Here is a 14,457-nt window from a genome sequence, read left to right on the forward strand (position 1 = left end):
AATTGGTATGGAATTTTGTCAAGACATTGTTAATGAATTAATGAGAATCAGGCGTAATAAATTACCATTTTTTCAGAGGGGTATGAGGGCTATGTCCTTTATTCTATCTATGTTCTGACGGGGTTGTCACCCCGTGAACTTACACACGCTCGTAAGTTAATAGGACTAAAGCCTCTGTCACACTTACAGGGGTTTTCGCGGCTATTCGTTATAATAGCTTTGTAGGGGCGGGTTCGCGATAATATTTCCCACCCACAAATAACATTTATAAACCCGCCCGGCTTAGCGATAATATTTCCCACTTTAACAATAGTTACCTGGATTAGATTTCACATCGTTTAAGATCTGCAATAACTCGAAAAGATTTATCGGCCAACTTAGAGGCACTTCTACAGTTCTACACATCAGAGGCTGACCATCCTTTAAATAAACCACATTTACATAAGATTTTAAACGTCGATTCTTAGCAATAGCCACATGAATAGCTCCATTGAAAGAGCTATTATTAGGCAAAATTTCATAATGATAATTTTCATCTTCAGTCGGAGTATTGAAATTTAGCGCATTAAAATCCCCAGTAAACTTTGTATTTTCTGCATAGTAAGAAGACTGGCTTTTTCCCAGATGGTCTAATTTCACAATTGCATCAACTCCTTTAGCTTTACCTACTTGGCTCAAAAAAGTTGGTAAAGCGATACTTACCAAAATGCCAATAATCATAATAACGACCAGCAATTCTATCAAGGTGAATCCATCATTTTGTTTTTTCAACAATTTGGTTGTAATTTTCTTCATGATTTGTTTGATTGGTAAAAGTAGAAGTTTCCGCGATTCTTCGCCAAACTAGAGGAATTTCAGCCTGATTCTGGCAAATAACTGGCAGCCAACTTGCATAAGAAAACTTCTCTTCCAGCCTTTGCAATTTCTCCCTCGCTTCCCGCACAGAAATATATAAAGATTTGCCACTAGAAAAGGCTTTTAGAAAGCTCTTCAAAAACTCTTGAGCTACCAAATCTGGCACAGGTTCCCGCATGACAATAATTTGAGGAATGTATAAATTAGCTAAATTCGTGGCTAATCCCAAACCGTCGCAAGAATTAAAAATTGCTAGCTGTAGACCCCGTTCGATTGCAGCTTTTAAAGCATTTTCTAGTTCTTCAAGGCTTAATTTGTCCTTCTCATTAAGATAAACATAACCATTTTTGCCATCAGCATCACTATGGCTATGTCCTGAAAAACATAGAATATCCCAGCCTCGATTATCCCAGAGTAATTCATCAAATCGCTGGCGAGTTGGCTCCACTAAAAATACAGTTTCGGCATTAGGTAAATTCTCTAATGTCCGTCGATCTTCACTGACATTAATACCTTCACTATTGCCTAAAATTGTCAAAATTCTCATTTTATCTTTGGTAGTAATCGACTTTGCGACTCTATCGCTTTCTGGCAAACTTAGAGCTAATTCTGCCTTGCGATAATCCTTAAAAAAAGTCCACAGGTGCCAGGGAATATGCCTCATAAATATATCTTCTGTTTGCAGAATTACTCTGATTTCATCAGTTGAGTTTAAATGTTGTCTTAATTTCTTCTCTATAGGTAGAAATAGTTCCGAATCTAACCAAGCATTAAAGGATGTTTTTAATTCTTTTCCAAAGTCTGTTAGGTCTTTTTTAGAAAAATTAGTAATTTGTTCTTTATGTTTGATGCGAATTAACTCGGTTTGAGCATTATACATTGCCTGCCAGTTGTGATAACATTTAGCAATTTTTAAACTGGGTGGTAATTGACCATTAAATTCTCTAGGTAAGCGATGCCCATCTGACCAGATTTGGGCAATAATACTAAACCCTTGCTCAAAGCTGCCATTAATTACTCTCAGAACCACTAACTTTTCAGATACTGACTTACTAACAATTTCATTGATAACGGATGTCATCCATTGCATTTGTTGTCCGTAAGTTTCAAGCTGTTGACTTTGACTGGTAGCTAAAGCAATCATTTCTTCGTAAAATTGCAGAAATTGGCTGTGAATTTTCCCTTTATTCGCCTCCGATGGCACGCTGACTTTGACAACAACAACGCCGTTACCTTTATTCTCAATACTTTGGATAGTCAATTCAGTATCTTCGTTTTCAACTTGCACTTTTTTGAAAGATTGAGCAAAGGCTTTCCAGTCAATACCATTGCGGAAAATCAGGTCAACGGTGTCTACAACTTCTTGGAATAGCTTGCTAAAGTCGCCTGGGACAAATTCGCCACTACTGGGCCGACGTTCCCTATCGTCGGTTCCTGGTTTGGATTCTTCTAGTAGGTAAACCCAGCGACAGTCTACCCATTCTAGTTGGGTGGTACTGTCAATATTCCAGGTTCCTAAACCGCAACTACCTGTCATTTGGGCGTTGGTAAAGTCAGCATTAATTGCCTGAACTTGGGTTAAATTTGCCCATTCTAAATTACCGGCTTCTAGTGTGGCGTTGGTCAGGTCAGCATTTTTTAAATTGGCATAGTTCAGATTCGCATCGATTAAGTTTGCACCTCTGAGATTCGCTTCTTGATATGATTTTCTGTAGCCATTTCTGCTAACTAGCAAGTCTCGAACTGCTGGGTCAATTAGTATAGTTTCTGCGACTTGCGCCCAGTCAAGTTGGTGGGAATTATACCATAAAGTTCGAGAAATTTTAGCGAATCTAAAATCGGTGCTTTTGAGGGTGGTGTAGCTGAAATTAGTATTGGTTAAATCTGCACCTCTAAAGCTGGTTCCTCCTAGATTTAAAATAAAAATTGCTATTTGACGGAGAATGGCATATTTCTCATCTTCTGCTAGAAGTTTGCGGGCTATATGAGTGCTGATTAGCACAAAGACTATCGGTAGAATAATGGCAGCAGTAAGAACCGGGTAATCAGGAGGTAACAGAGGTTGAGGTAGTCTTTCTTTCAAACCATTATAGCTAATTATTCCTGAAGTAATGGTAGCAGTCAATAGAGTTTCAGTAAAAATCAAAAAAGTGAGAAATTTATTAGTAGCAATGGCAGCGATCGCGATCGCTAATGGTAAGGCTATTACCATAGCAACTGTCCCTGCTACACTCACAAATAAAGGAACTATCATCCTGGCAATTTCTGATCCTTCCCCTGTCTTACCTGCAATTACATCTATAAATGCACTGATTCTAAGACCTATTAGTTCATTCAAAATCGGCGTGTCTTCTCTAGAAATTCCGCTTAAAATTGCGATCAAAGTGATAGATAAAGTCAGAGCAATTATTACAGAACCTAATGCTTTTTGAATACCTTGGCGGAGAGTGATGATGAAGAAAGAGAAATCTGCGGAGACTATAAAGAAAAACATCAGCAAAGCCACAATTAGTGGAACGCTTTTTTTAGGAAAGAATTGCTCTTCGGGTAGGATGGTATCAAAGCCAGGAACTCTGGGAAAAAAGCTCTCGCTTGGATAGACAGCAATCGCAGCCGCTATTCCAGCTATAGCTGCCAGAATTACCCCTAAAATTAACATTATTCCTATCCAGCGAGGTGTCAATCCAGCGACGGCGTGACTGAAATTAGCCCCCGTGAGATTTGCGCCTGTAAAGTCTGTACCTCGAATATCCGAGTAAGAAAAATCAGTATTCGTGAGGTCTTGACTTTTAAAAGATTGACCTTGTAAGTTTTGATTACGGAAGTTGCGAAAGGTAGATGATAACATAATTATTAGGGTAATATTCCTATCGAATAAGTTGAAAGTAGAAAGCAATTTGTAAAGTGGGCGCTCGCCGAAACCATTTATGGCTATGAGTTACAAGTATTTTTGCGGCGAGCGCCCACCCTACGTTGTCAACCAATTACACTACAAAATCTTGCTTTATACTCGCTGCTTCTAAGGCAACTTTGACGCTAAATAATTCTCCAGTTTCAGCACTAAAAGCTAGTTGGATAAAATTATCTGCTTCTCTTGATTTTGCTTCTAGTACCGCCTCTCCAGATTCATCCAATACAATTAGTTTTACTCCTTCTGGCAAGTAAGTTTCACTTCCCATTGGATGCAGTTGTACGATGATATCTATTTCTGATTTAGCTTCTGCCGGGAGCGTGATTACTAATGCTAATTTGCAATCTGAAAGTTGCATTCCTAAGTCAATTTGCTGACCTCTCACAATCGATACTGCATTTCTAAAGCTGACAGCTAACTCAGGCTGTTTAGGGTTGAAAAGCTCTCCAATTGTTCGCCATCCTTCCTCAAAAGTTCCCTGAAACCAGTTGCTAAAGTTCACCAGTTTCTGCGAGTGAATCTGACTGAGATAGGAGAGAAAATTATCTAGAGATTGCAGTTCATTAATCGGAATTTCGGCGGCGGCTGTTTCGGTAAATCCTAACAAAGTTGCTTCGTTAAGGGATTGGTTTAGTTGTACTGCTACATAGCCAATCCTGTCTTGCCAAACATCTGGGGGAATTTGACAAGATTTTGCATCTGGCAAAACGGGACGACACTCGATTTTTCCTAATTGATTTATCTCTAAGTCAGCGATATCTAATAGTTTAATCATTATTGGTATGCGGCTATTACTGGCTTCCCAATTTGTTTCAAATCCCATGCACTGTAGGTAATAGTTTGTCGCATATACAGCTAAAGTATTGAGATAAACTTGTTTAGCTTTTTGGGGATTAGATTGCTGTTGGCAATAATCTTGAGCGAGGGCATGGACCTCGAAGGATAGCGGGACTGTAAAGGTTAATGGTTCGGTAATTGGTTGCATATTTTATCTCGTTTTTGAGTTAACTACTCCTGTAAGTATTTCTGGAAATACGGCAGAAAATTGTGCAATCTCCGGCTAAAAAAGCTAGATAAAGCCGGGATGCCAATCCCTAAATTGTCAGAAATTTCTTGCCAAGTTTTACCCTCTACAAATTTAGCAATGGCTAAAAATTGAAAAGTTGCTTCAGGATGGTTTCTAATGTGGGCATATTTAAACAGATTTTCCGGGTCTTCTTCTAGAAATTCGCGAAGTTGCTGTACCAATTGTGTTTCAAGTTCAAGAGATGGCTCTCTTTTAGTTTTTTCAAGGATGTACTTGTCTAATTTATCTAGAGATAAAATCGATATACCCCGATTTTTCTCATATTCCTTAGCAACTTCGCTAAAACGGTTTTTGAGCGTAAAGTTTACCCAGGCTATGACTGGGTGTTGTGGGTTGTAGTTGTCGATTTTTTGGCAAACGTAAAGATAAGTTTTCTGTAAGGCTTCCTGATAAAGTTCGTCGTAAATTCCTGGCGGCCACTTCCCTCTTGGGGGATGAATGAGCAAATTGGGCTTGATTTTTTTCAGTTGGTAAAGTTCTCTAGCAAGTTGATTTAACGCTAGCTGGCGGTTGCGGTTTAGAGGTGGATGTCGTTGGGCTTCTAGGGCAAGTTGTTTGAGTTTTTCATGGATGTCATCAGATGGTGGAGGATTTTCACACTTTCCCGTCTCCATGCAGTTTTCCCTGATTTTGTGAGTTTTGGTTTGAAGCATACGCATAATATATGCCAGAAAGCAGATTTATACAATCGGTTATAAGATATTTTAGATTCCACTCAAACGTTTCCTCTCAACCTTCCTAAAAGAAGGAGGTTGGAAACTTTTCGCTCTTCTAGCCGCAAACAGCTTTAGAAGAACTCTATGTATAGATATCTGGGTCTGAGGGAAGTTTTTACGCATTCATGCGGAAAATGTTACAAACCTTTACATTAATGAGTATGGGAAAAAAGTTTGTGAGTTTTGCATAAAAAGTTGGGTGATTGCCAGATATATATTAAGAGGTCGTACTTACCTTGCTTGACTACTGTTTAGGGCGCGATCGCAATCTAAATTGCAAAGGACTTACGCATTGTAAGGGTTTAGCAAGTATTTGGGATTGCTTCGTTGCACTCGCAATGACAGTAAATCCTAATCAGTGGGTAAGTCCTGTTTCAGGTGTACTATTGATAATTCAGGAGATTAGGTGTATGGATGTTTGCAAGAAGTTGTCAATACTGGCTGGATGGGCATTAGCAGGTGCTATTTTAGGGACTCCTAGTATTGCAGGAGCTTTCGATTTAAAAAGATTCGAGTTAAAGGAATTAGACAATTTACAAGCACAACTGCAACCTTACGGAATTACTTCTGTCCAGCTTGCGCAAATGAATGATTGGGTCGAGCGCGAGGCTAAAATACCCTACGTATCTGGTAGTTTGGGAGGGATGCTTTTGACAACTGGTGAAGATATCGAAGTCAAGGTTTTACCCGCGACTGCTGGTTATACGAGTATACTTTTTTGGCTGGTTCCTAGTTTAAAGTATGCGGGAGTTATTGCTACAAATCACGACGTTGGTCAGGTGACGAACATTGGAGGTTTTGATAGGGGACTGGAAATTATTTTTGGTGTTTTTGTTCAAGATACCCAAAATTTATTTATGACAGGGCCGGGTTCTCGTAATCGCGATCGCTTACCTCATGCAAATGTAAATTTTGCAGCGCCAGGCTTGGCTTATGTTGGGTTTGAAGATATGCTTGGAGGTGGAGATGGAGATTATGATGATAATCTGTTTGAGATGCGTGGCGGGATTGGGGAACCTGTACCAGAACCAGTGACTATGTTTGGGAGTGCTGTTTTTGGTGCGTTTGCGATCGCTGGTAAGTACAAGCGCCGACAGCAGCAGAAAGCTTTGAATTCGATACAGGATTTAGGCAAATGACACATTAAATAAAGGTACGTAGTTGTTGCTATAGCCATCAAGGTATAGAAAAAAGAGTTATAGCCCAACTACGTGCCTAAGAATTAACTTCGGTTGTTTGATTTGACATTTTTATATGGGTTCATCTGATGACTATATTGCACAAGGAGCGAATTTTGCTAGATCGCGAGATGATTGAGCTGCTAGCGGCAAAGGAGATCGATCGACAGCTAGAATGTTTACCCGATGAGGTAGTGAAGTTACTTAATAAAGCTTCTGCGATCGCTTACCTCCTCAATTTTATTTCTCCTTTACAATCTGTGGATGAGAAAGGCAACTTTGGGCAACATAATCGCACTATTGCAATGTTAGAAGACTTGATTTCTGAGGCCGCAGCTTTGTCTGTTCTGCGCCTGCTTTGCATTCCGCTAATGACAGAAGAGCGGCAAGATATCAGCAATGTTTCTGAGAAACGCAGAGGTTTGATTGAGTACAACTTTACCTTGAATTTGTCTTAACAAGTTTTTTAAGGGAAGAGTGATATAGTTAAGTTGGGTGTTTCTATAGGTAAAAAAAATGCCAGTCAATAATTTGGATTTTTCAAATACAGATATTTCGGTTGGTAGTAATCCCCTATCTTTAGCGATTGCAGATTTGAATGCAGACAACAAACCTGACTTAATAGTTACAAACTCTGGTGGCAGTAACCTGTCGCAGTTGTTTAATTCTGGTTCTGGTAGCTTTAGTTCGCAGCCTGACATTTCTGTGGGGAAAAATCCGAGTGTTGTTATTGCTGGCAATTTCTTTACTGACCTACCTCAATTGATTTTCGGTTCTTTTGCTAGCAAACCTCAGATGATTGTCGCAGAGGCGGACAAGAAGACTGGTTCAGTATTAACTAATTCTGGCTCTGGTTACACATCACTAATTAATTTAGGTTTTTCTTCTTATTTTCCAGATGCCGCGATCGCGGCTAAATTAAATGGCGACACCAAGAATTACATTGCCTGGGTCAATAGCTCAAGCAACAATCTGTTAGTAATGCAGTTGAGTTATCCCATACCGCCAAGTTCCCCGATCGCAGTTGGAACAAACCCGGTAGCGTTGGTGGCGGCTGATTTTAATGGCGATGGTAAAGGCGATATCGCAGTTGCAAATCGCGGTAGCAACAATATTTCAGTGGTTTTGAATTCTAATGGCAGTTTTAATGTAAATTCCACTATTGCGACTGGGAATTCTCCACAAGCGATCGCAGCGGCGGATTTCGATGGCGATGGCAAAATTGACCTGGCTGTAGCTAATGCTGGAAGTAACAGTGTGTCTGTGCTACTCAACTCCGGTGGAGGTAACTTTACGCGCCAAGCAGATATTGCTGTGGGATCGAAGCCTTCCGCGATCGCAACGGCTGATTTCGAGGGCGACGGTAAAGTCGATATTGTTGTAGCTAATGCTGATAGTAATAATTTTTCATTGTTGCTCAACTCCACTTCGGTTAGCTTCACGCGCCAAGATATTGCTGTAGGATCGGGCCCATCTTTTATAGCAGTAGATGATTTCGACCTGGATAAAAAACCCGATATTGTTGTTGTAAATAAGTTGAGCAACAATATCTCAGTGTTGATTAATAAGGGTATTTCTATATCGACACCAACTCCCACGCCGATCGCAGCCACACCAATTTCCCCACCGATCACAGCCACACCAACTCCCCTGCCAGTACCGACACCAACTCCCACTCCCCTACCAGTACCGACACCAACTCCCACTCCCACACCAGTATCGACATCAACTCCTACGCCTACACCAGTATCGACATCAACTCCTACGCCTACACCAGTACCGACAACTCCTACACCCACACCAGTACCGATAACAACTCCTACACCCACACCAGTATCAACACCAGTACCAACATCAACACCCACACCCACGTCTATTCCCATTGCGCCTGGAATTTTGGTACAACTGCCTCCCACAGCTACTCCGATACCTATACCGGAATCGATAGCTGAAACAATTTCCAACGCCATAAATTCTTTTAACTCCTCGCCAATACCGACACCAACACCAACAGCAACACCCGCACCAACGCCAACACCAAAATTAACACCGACACCAACACCAGTACCAATTTCTACGCCGACTCCCACTCCAAATTTAGTCTCAATACCTGCACCTATTTCTGTACCAGAATCGATACCAACATTAACGCCCGAACCGAGTCCGACTCCAACACCTTTGCGTGTAGTTTCTATCAACACACCGATCGCCGATCTGACAGGTAGTGGTGATGCGACAGGATTACCAGAAAACATCAGTGGAGATGGCTATTACCTGTTAACGGACGATGGTGATAGTAGCATTCCAGGGGAGGCGATCGCGCAAGGTATTTCTGCTCTATCTGGCAGCGATTTTCTGGTGGGAACCGAAGCTGCCGATTTAATTAATGGTAATGAAGGGGCCGATACGTTGTTCGGAAAAGGCAGTAACGATCTACTTTTTGGCGGTAAGGGTTCGGATTTCCTGGATGGCGGTGATGGCAATGACTTTATTTGCGGTGACAATCATAACGACACGCTGATTGGAGGAGATAGCAATGATGTTTTACAAGGTGGTAAGGGTTCGGATGTACTTAATGGCGGTGCTGGCGATGATGTTTTGATTGGCGATCGCGATCAAGATATTCTGATTGGTGGAGATGGAAATGATGCTTTTATCCTGTCTGCAAGTCAGGGAACTACCCAAGTTGAGCAAGCCGATGTCATTATTGATTTTTTCAAGGGAGATGCGATCGGTTTAAGTGAAGGCATTACCTTTGCCGATCTCTCCTTTGAGCCAGTGATGTTACAGCTAGATGGAGCCATACCTGTTGCTTCTACGGCGATTAAAACTGGTGACAATTATTTGGCGATCATTAAAGAAGTAGCTGCGACTGAATTAATTATCAATTCCTTCTTCGACTCCTGAAGGGGTGACAATCTGCTCCAAAACCGTCGCTTGTTTATCAGATGCTTGCAGTTGGCTCATTAAACTAGGCTCCCTGACGGGGTTGTCACCCCGTCAACAAGATTTCAGCATAAAACTGTGGAAATAATACAATAATATATGATTCATGTTAAGTGAGTGCTGCGAGTTTAACGAAAATCTGTTCCCGCGCTAAACCGAAACATTAATATTTTTTCCGAAGGTTTGATAGTACCATCAATACGCCGATATTCTGCCCACTGTTTCACTCCCATATCGCGAAAACCTAGTTTCTGATACAGTGCGTAAGCTTCTGGGCGGCATACAGAAACCCGCAGTAAAGTCGGTTGCTCTTTAAGAACACCTATCGCCTTCATCAATTGAGTGCCACCACCCTGATGCCGAAACGCTTTTACTACGCCCAAGTCCGCAATATAATCTAAATTTTCAACATCAATTTGAAAGCACTCCTGAAAGAAATTTGCGGAGAGCGACACCGGATTATTTGAAAATAATGCCGAGCTTTCCCATAGTTTACTCACCTTGAAGGGAATGCTCGCACACAAGCCTATAACTTGATTATCAGGCGCCAACGCAACTGCCAACTTCCCTAATTTTAAATAGGAACTTAGAATTTGTTCCAAATCAGAATTACTCCATTGCTGAAATTCTGGGGGTTCAGCAAAAATGTTCTGATAAATTTCGATTAAGGAAGATAGGTGAACAGGAAAAGTGCGTGAATTAACAACCTCAATTTTATACTGCATTTACTTCATATACTATCGCTCATTCGTTTCACCTTACATCTAAGCTGTCTGGGCGCTTAAAACTTCGCCGATTCGACAAACTTCGCCAAGAAACGACACAAAAGTGAAGTTTTCAATGAAAATCATGCGCTTGCGCCTCCACATCCCAGAATCGTCCTTGTAAAATCGCCAGCCAGGAAATTCGTATTGTTCAATAACGCGATCGCGTAATAAATATTCGTGCATTTTATCCAACTCGCTTTGATCGTCCAGAGCACTGCCGTCCGAGCCAATTAGCTCCGCTGCCGTTTTTTGCTGAGCTGCTAGCGCAGCTCCGTTGGCAAACAATATCCGCTGATCGGCTATTTGCTGGATGTAGACTGGGTTAGAACTTCCGTAAAGCGCCGCAAAATCAATTTGGCTTTGTTCTATTGGTGTGGCAGGGGAGAGTTTTTGGACGGCCGCTCCGATTTCTTTAGGCGTAGATATGACGGAATTCTGTAGTTCGCTCGATTCAGTATTAGCGATCGCTTTCAGCTTTGAATCGAACTGATAGCCACGCACCGCGCTTGGCCAGCGCAGCTCAACGATGCCGCCTAAATTTTCGGCCGTTTGAACTAACTCCTGGCAAAGTCTTTCTAGCCAGCAATCAGCAGCTTGCTGGCTAGGAGCGATGATTGAAGGTGTTCCGTTGTTTAGCTCCACTCTCCAGCCATCTGGTAAATATTCGTGTAATTCCATAATTATTTATCTCCCTATAGGTTCTGTTCGCATTCGCACGGAAAACTTTGCTGATACAGATCGATTAACTTTTGAGCTTCCCAACCAAGGGCCGCAGCTAATTTCACAAGCTCCACCGGACTAGGCTTTCCACCAGAGCGCAGCAACAAAAGTTTATCTTCAGGAATCGTGGTTTCCTGGCGGAAAAATTCAAGCTGCTTCTCGATCAACTCGCTTATAGACGAGTAGTCTTCCATTGACTGGCGATCGCGCTTTACCATTGGTGGCGATCGCCGTTGCACGTCGGTATCTTCAAAATCCAAGGAATATCCCCTGGCTTTCAAAGCTTCATCAATGAGATTGCAAGCCATTGCTGCCTCTGACCTCTTTTCGGATTTGGCAATGCTGGCAACCAGTTCTCGGCGCTCAGTACCAATGGTGATCTTCAGCCAAGGCGATTTTTTTTGATTCATAGTAACTCATTCTAGTTTTTATGACTCAATTATCCCCTTTGTCACCCCTTAAGAGTATAAAGGACACACGACACCTTAAGAAACCTTAAGACTCTAATAGAGAATACTTGACACGCTACGATTCATAAATCATAATCAAAAAATAAGCCAGCCGCTCACGACTACGAATCAAGAAGCGACTGACTTTAGCCCCCTAATCAAAAGGAGCGATCGCTATGTTAGCAGTTACAGAAGAAGTATTCAAATTTGGTAGTGTACCCGAAGCTGCGATCCGTATTGCCGAAAGTGTGATCGCTCTGCTACAGAGTCATTCCGCTCAAGCCTCTTGCCTCAAAGAGGAAGGGTTAAAAATCGGGGAGAGGTTAGCCCAAGTCGAAGCAGCGTTAGGAAAAGCCGAATTTACGCGCTGGCTCAAGCACCACTTCCAGAAAGAAATAGTGCGCTATTTCCGCAACCTCACAAAACAAGCTCAACTAATAGAAAAATACCCCGAATTGTGATCGCGCATCCTATCCCTCCCCCTGTGTCACTCAGCCGCACTCATGGCTGGAACCGAGCAACAAATTGAAGAAATCCTCACAGCCGAAACCAAGTGGACAGTAGCGCTCATTAAAGAAAAACTGCAACCCAAGAAAATCACCCCCGGTGTTCACGCCACAGATTCCGACTGGAAAATTGTCAAAGCGATTTTTAGAATAGGCGATACTGATATTGAATCCTTGAAAGAACAAGCAAGCATCAGAGCCGCAGTTGCACCAATATCCACAGACCACATCTTGGCCCAGAAATAGCGAAGCTGACACCAGCCGCAAAGTAGCACTTCAAACCATTATGTCAATGTACCCATAAGATTGCCACGACTGGAAGGATAAACTTGCCGCGACTGTGGCTGTGACATTCACTCTAGCGTTAAGTAGCCACCCAACATCTGCAACAGTTGGAAGCATAAGATTGCCGTTAACTAAAAATGGAACCATAAAGCTGCCAAAAATTTAAGATTTTTTCTGTCATTGGAAGCGGTAAGCTTAAATCAAGCACTCAAGCCAGTGCCAAGAGGACTTGAAGGTAAAAGCTTTACCCCTGTGTCCAAGAAAAAACAAGGCATTAGTTGTGAGTTGCATCTAGAACCAAAGCTGGAGATGCCAGTATGCTCACAACAGAAGAGTTCGATAACTGGTGTAATCGTAACAACCTATCGGCACTGCAAAAAAAGACAATAGAAATCATCCGTAGCAGTGAACCAGCACGGCGCGTAGGTGGAGGTAGAAAGAATGTTTCTGGATTTTATCCCAGTCAGAAAATGGGCAGAAGCATTCAGTTTGAATCCCACAAGCTAGAGTTAGCATTAATTTACCAATTAGAACACGACTGGAATATCTTAGAATTTTATGACCAGCCACCATCGATTAAGCTGCAATATCAGTCCCCATCAGGTCGAAATATTGGCTTTTTCTACACTCCAGACTTTTTTGTACTCAAAAGAACAACCGCTGGATGGATAGAGTGTAAAACAGAAAGAGAACTGAAAAAGAAAGTAGAAAAACAGCCACAGCATTACAATTGTGGAGAAGATGGTCAGTGGCAAATGCCCTTGGCTACAGAATACGCAGCCCAACTGGGAATGGACTTTTGTGTCTGGTCAGATGCTCAAATAAATTGGGTGTTACAACGCAACATCATCTTTTTAGAAGACTATTACCGAAGTGAATATCCAACTTTAGAAACAACAACAACTCAACTGCTACGTAGCATAATCTCAAGCCAACCAGGAATTGCACTCAATCAGTTATTGGGTCAAAATTGGGGAATTAAACCCGATGAAATTTATTCCCTAATTGCCACCGAACAAATCTATGTAGACCTCAGTGCAGCCCCTCTAGTCGAACCCCAAAACTGTAAAGTTTTTCCAGACCGTACCACAGCACAAACTTATCAATCGCTGAAGTCGTCATCTTCAATGGATACTATTAGTCTACCAGTGGTAGATATAGCGCCCTCTACACCAATTTGTTGGGATGGCAGAAGCTATACCATAGTTCAAAGCGGTGAAACAGAAGTTGCTCTGCTCGATCAGTCCGGAGAGTTAGTGGCATTGCGACACGCAGAGTTTAACCGCCTTCTTCAGTTAGGAAAAATCACAGCTTTAACCACTACTAATTCAAATACTTTCAGCGAACAAATCACAGATTTACTCAAGAAAGCCAGCCCTGCTGATTTAGAACAAGCCAATCGGCGCTACCATCTACTCCAATCCCATCTTTGGGGTCAACCAACAGCAAATCAAACTATACCGGAACGCACCTTGCGAGACTGGCAGGCTAAATATCGCATCGCGCAGCAAAAGTACGGCTATGGGTACATCGGATTGCTAACAACTTCTCATACCAAGGGCAACCGCAACCGCAAACTGCCCCAACAGATTTTAGAACTGATGACCGAGTTTATTACCCAAGATTACGAAACCCATAAACAAAAACGAAAATCTGAAGTTTACGGAGCTTTTGCCCGCGCCTGCTCAACTGCCGGAATTCCAGAGAACCAAATTCCTAGCTACAAGACATTCATTCAAGAAATCAAACGACATTCAGGCTACAACCAAACCCGGAAGCGGCAAGGACAAAGAGCCGCTTACCCACAGCAACCTTTCTACTGGGAGTTAGAACTGACCACCCCCCGACATGGAGACCGTCCCTTCGAGATTGGTCATATCGACCATACTCAGCTAGATATAGGGCTTGCTGAATAAGTTAGGAAAAATCGCGTAGGCGAAGCCAGCCTCCGGCATCGCACTTGATGGGCAATTCAAGCTCGGCGAAACATAACTTTTTGTTGACTATAGCTTCCCCAGTTATAGCTTTTAATAATCA

The 14,457-nt window shown here is 42.1% G+C and carries 13 protein-coding genes; 6 read left to right on the top strand and 7 right to left on the bottom strand.

The genetic code is table 11. The annotated features are described in order from the left end of the window. Positions 1-303: 303 nt before the first annotated feature. The 4 genes from PN499_RS17335 to PN499_RS17350 form a co-directional block, all read right to left on the bottom strand. A complete protein-coding gene (locus PN499_RS17335) occupies positions 304-795 on the bottom strand; it encodes a type IV pilin protein (protein WP_272033345.1) in 492 nt (163 codons plus the stop codon). After that, positions 755-3,703, bottom strand: coding sequence for a pentapeptide repeat-containing protein (locus tag PN499_RS17340; protein ID WP_272033346.1), 2,949 nt, complete (start codon positions 3,701-3,703; stop codon positions 755-757). The genes PN499_RS17335 and PN499_RS17340 overlap by 41 nt, the downstream gene beginning before the upstream one ends. Before the next feature lie 136 nt (positions 3,704-3,839). Next, the gene (locus PN499_RS17345) at positions 3,840-4,751 is read right to left on the bottom strand and encodes a DUF1822 family protein (protein ID WP_272033347.1); all 912 of its coding nucleotides are present in this window, start codon (positions 4,749-4,751) and stop codon (positions 3,840-3,842) included. Between the two features lie 23 nt (positions 4,752-4,774). Then, positions 4,775-5,506 (bottom strand): sigma-70 RNA polymerase sigma factor region 4 domain-containing protein, encoded by a 732-nt coding sequence (locus PN499_RS17350; protein ID WP_272033348.1) that lies wholly within the window; start codon positions 5,504-5,506, stop codon positions 4,775-4,777. Between the two features lie 401 nt (positions 5,507-5,907). Here PN499_RS17350 and PN499_RS17355 point away from each other — a divergent pair, with 401 nt between their 5' ends. The 3 genes from PN499_RS17355 to PN499_RS17365 all read left to right on the top strand — a co-directional run bounded on the left by PN499_RS17355 (position 5,908) and on the right by PN499_RS17365 (position 9,654). Then, positions 5,908-6,708, top strand: coding sequence for a hypothetical protein (locus tag PN499_RS17355; protein WP_272033349.1), 801 nt, complete (start codon positions 5,908-5,910; stop codon positions 6,706-6,708). Between the two features lie 128 nt (positions 6,709-6,836). Beyond that, complete coding sequence (locus PN499_RS17360; protein WP_272033350.1) at positions 6,837-7,205, top strand: hypothetical protein; 369 nt, start codon at positions 6,837-6,839, stop codon at positions 7,203-7,205. A gap of 58 nt (positions 7,206-7,263) precedes the next feature. Continuing rightward, positions 7,264-9,654 (top strand): FG-GAP-like repeat-containing protein, encoded by a 2,391-nt coding sequence (locus tag PN499_RS17365; protein WP_272033351.1) that lies wholly within the window; start codon positions 7,264-7,266, stop codon positions 9,652-9,654. 167 nt (positions 9,655-9,821) lie between these two features. Here PN499_RS17365 and PN499_RS17370 read toward each other — a convergent pair whose 3' ends face one another. The 3 genes from PN499_RS17370 to PN499_RS17380 are packed head-to-tail and all read right to left on the bottom strand — an operon-like array spanning position 9,822 to position 11,590. Beyond that, on the bottom strand, positions 9,822-10,418 hold the full coding sequence (locus PN499_RS17370) for a GNAT family N-acetyltransferase (RefSeq protein ID WP_272033352.1): 597 nt from the start codon (positions 10,416-10,418) through the stop codon (positions 9,822-9,824). A 39-nt stretch (positions 10,419-10,457) separates the two neighbouring features. Then, a complete protein-coding gene (locus PN499_RS17375) occupies positions 10,458-11,138 on the bottom strand; it encodes a hypothetical protein (protein ID WP_272033353.1) in 681 nt (226 codons plus the stop codon). A gap of 14 nt (positions 11,139-11,152) precedes the next feature. Further along, the gene (locus PN499_RS17380; RefSeq protein ID WP_272033354.1) at positions 11,153-11,590 is read right to left on the bottom strand and encodes a hypothetical protein; all 438 of its coding nucleotides are present in this window, start codon (positions 11,588-11,590) and stop codon (positions 11,153-11,155) included. Positions 11,591-11,805: 215 nt separating this feature from the next. Here PN499_RS17380 and PN499_RS17385 point away from each other — a divergent pair, with 215 nt between their 5' ends. The 3 genes from PN499_RS17385 to PN499_RS17395 all read left to right on the top strand — a co-directional run bounded on the left by PN499_RS17385 (position 11,806) and on the right by PN499_RS17395 (position 14,336). Beyond that, positions 11,806-12,090 carry a hypothetical protein gene (locus PN499_RS17385; protein ID WP_272033355.1) on the top strand — a complete coding sequence of 95 codons (285 nt, stop codon included), beginning with the start codon at positions 11,806-11,808 and terminating at the stop codon, positions 12,088-12,090. 42 nt (positions 12,091-12,132) lie between these two features. Continuing rightward, positions 12,133-12,381: a hypothetical protein gene (locus tag PN499_RS17390; RefSeq protein ID WP_272033356.1), complete on the top strand. Its 249-nt coding sequence runs from the start codon at positions 12,133-12,135 to the stop codon at positions 12,379-12,381. 356 nt (positions 12,382-12,737) lie between these two features. Beyond that, positions 12,738-14,336: a TnsA endonuclease N-terminal domain-containing protein gene (locus PN499_RS17395; protein ID WP_272033357.1), complete on the top strand. Its 1,599-nt coding sequence runs from the start codon at positions 12,738-12,740 to the stop codon at positions 14,334-14,336. Positions 14,337-14,457: the final 121 nt, after the last annotated feature.

The organism is Kamptonema animale CS-326 (assembly GCF_028330895.1).
GTDB lineage: Bacteria > Cyanobacteriota > Cyanobacteriia > Cyanobacteriales > Microcoleaceae > Kamptonema > Kamptonema formosum.

Bases quoted from the DNA above. Each gene is read 5' to 3' on its own strand.
- PN499_RS17335 (WP_272033345.1), bottom strand. From the start codon at position 795: ATGAAGAAAATTACAACCAAATTGTTGAAAAAACAAAATGATGGATTC.
- PN499_RS17340 (WP_272033346.1), bottom strand. From the start codon at position 3,703: ATGTTATCATCTACCTTTCGCAACTTCCGTAATCAAAACTTACAAGGT.
- PN499_RS17345 (WP_272033347.1), bottom strand. From the start codon at position 4,751: ATGCAACCAATTACCGAACCATTAACCTTTACAGTCCCGCTATCCTTC.
- PN499_RS17350 (WP_272033348.1), bottom strand. From the start codon at position 5,506: ATGCTTCAAACCAAAACTCACAAAATCAGGGAAAACTGCATGGAGACG.
- PN499_RS17355 (WP_272033349.1), top strand. From the start codon at position 5,908: ATGACAGTAAATCCTAATCAGTGGGTAAGTCCTGTTTCAGGTGTACTA.
- PN499_RS17360 (WP_272033350.1), top strand. From the start codon at position 6,837: ATGACTATATTGCACAAGGAGCGAATTTTGCTAGATCGCGAGATGATT.
- PN499_RS17365 (WP_272033351.1), top strand. From the start codon at position 7,264: ATGCCAGTCAATAATTTGGATTTTTCAAATACAGATATTTCGGTTGGT.
- PN499_RS17370 (WP_272033352.1), bottom strand. From the start codon at position 10,418: ATGCAGTATAAAATTGAGGTTGTTAATTCACGCACTTTTCCTGTTCAC.
- PN499_RS17375 (WP_272033353.1), bottom strand. From the start codon at position 11,138: ATGGAATTACACGAATATTTACCAGATGGCTGGAGAGTGGAGCTAAAC.
- PN499_RS17380 (WP_272033354.1), bottom strand. From the start codon at position 11,590: ATGAATCAAAAAAAATCGCCTTGGCTGAAGATCACCATTGGTACTGAG.
- PN499_RS17385 (WP_272033355.1), top strand. From the start codon at position 11,806: ATGTTAGCAGTTACAGAAGAAGTATTCAAATTTGGTAGTGTACCCGAA.
- PN499_RS17390 (WP_272033356.1), top strand. From the start codon at position 12,133: ATGGCTGGAACCGAGCAACAAATTGAAGAAATCCTCACAGCCGAAACC.
- PN499_RS17395 (WP_272033357.1), top strand. From the start codon at position 12,738: ATGCTCACAACAGAAGAGTTCGATAACTGGTGTAATCGTAACAACCTA.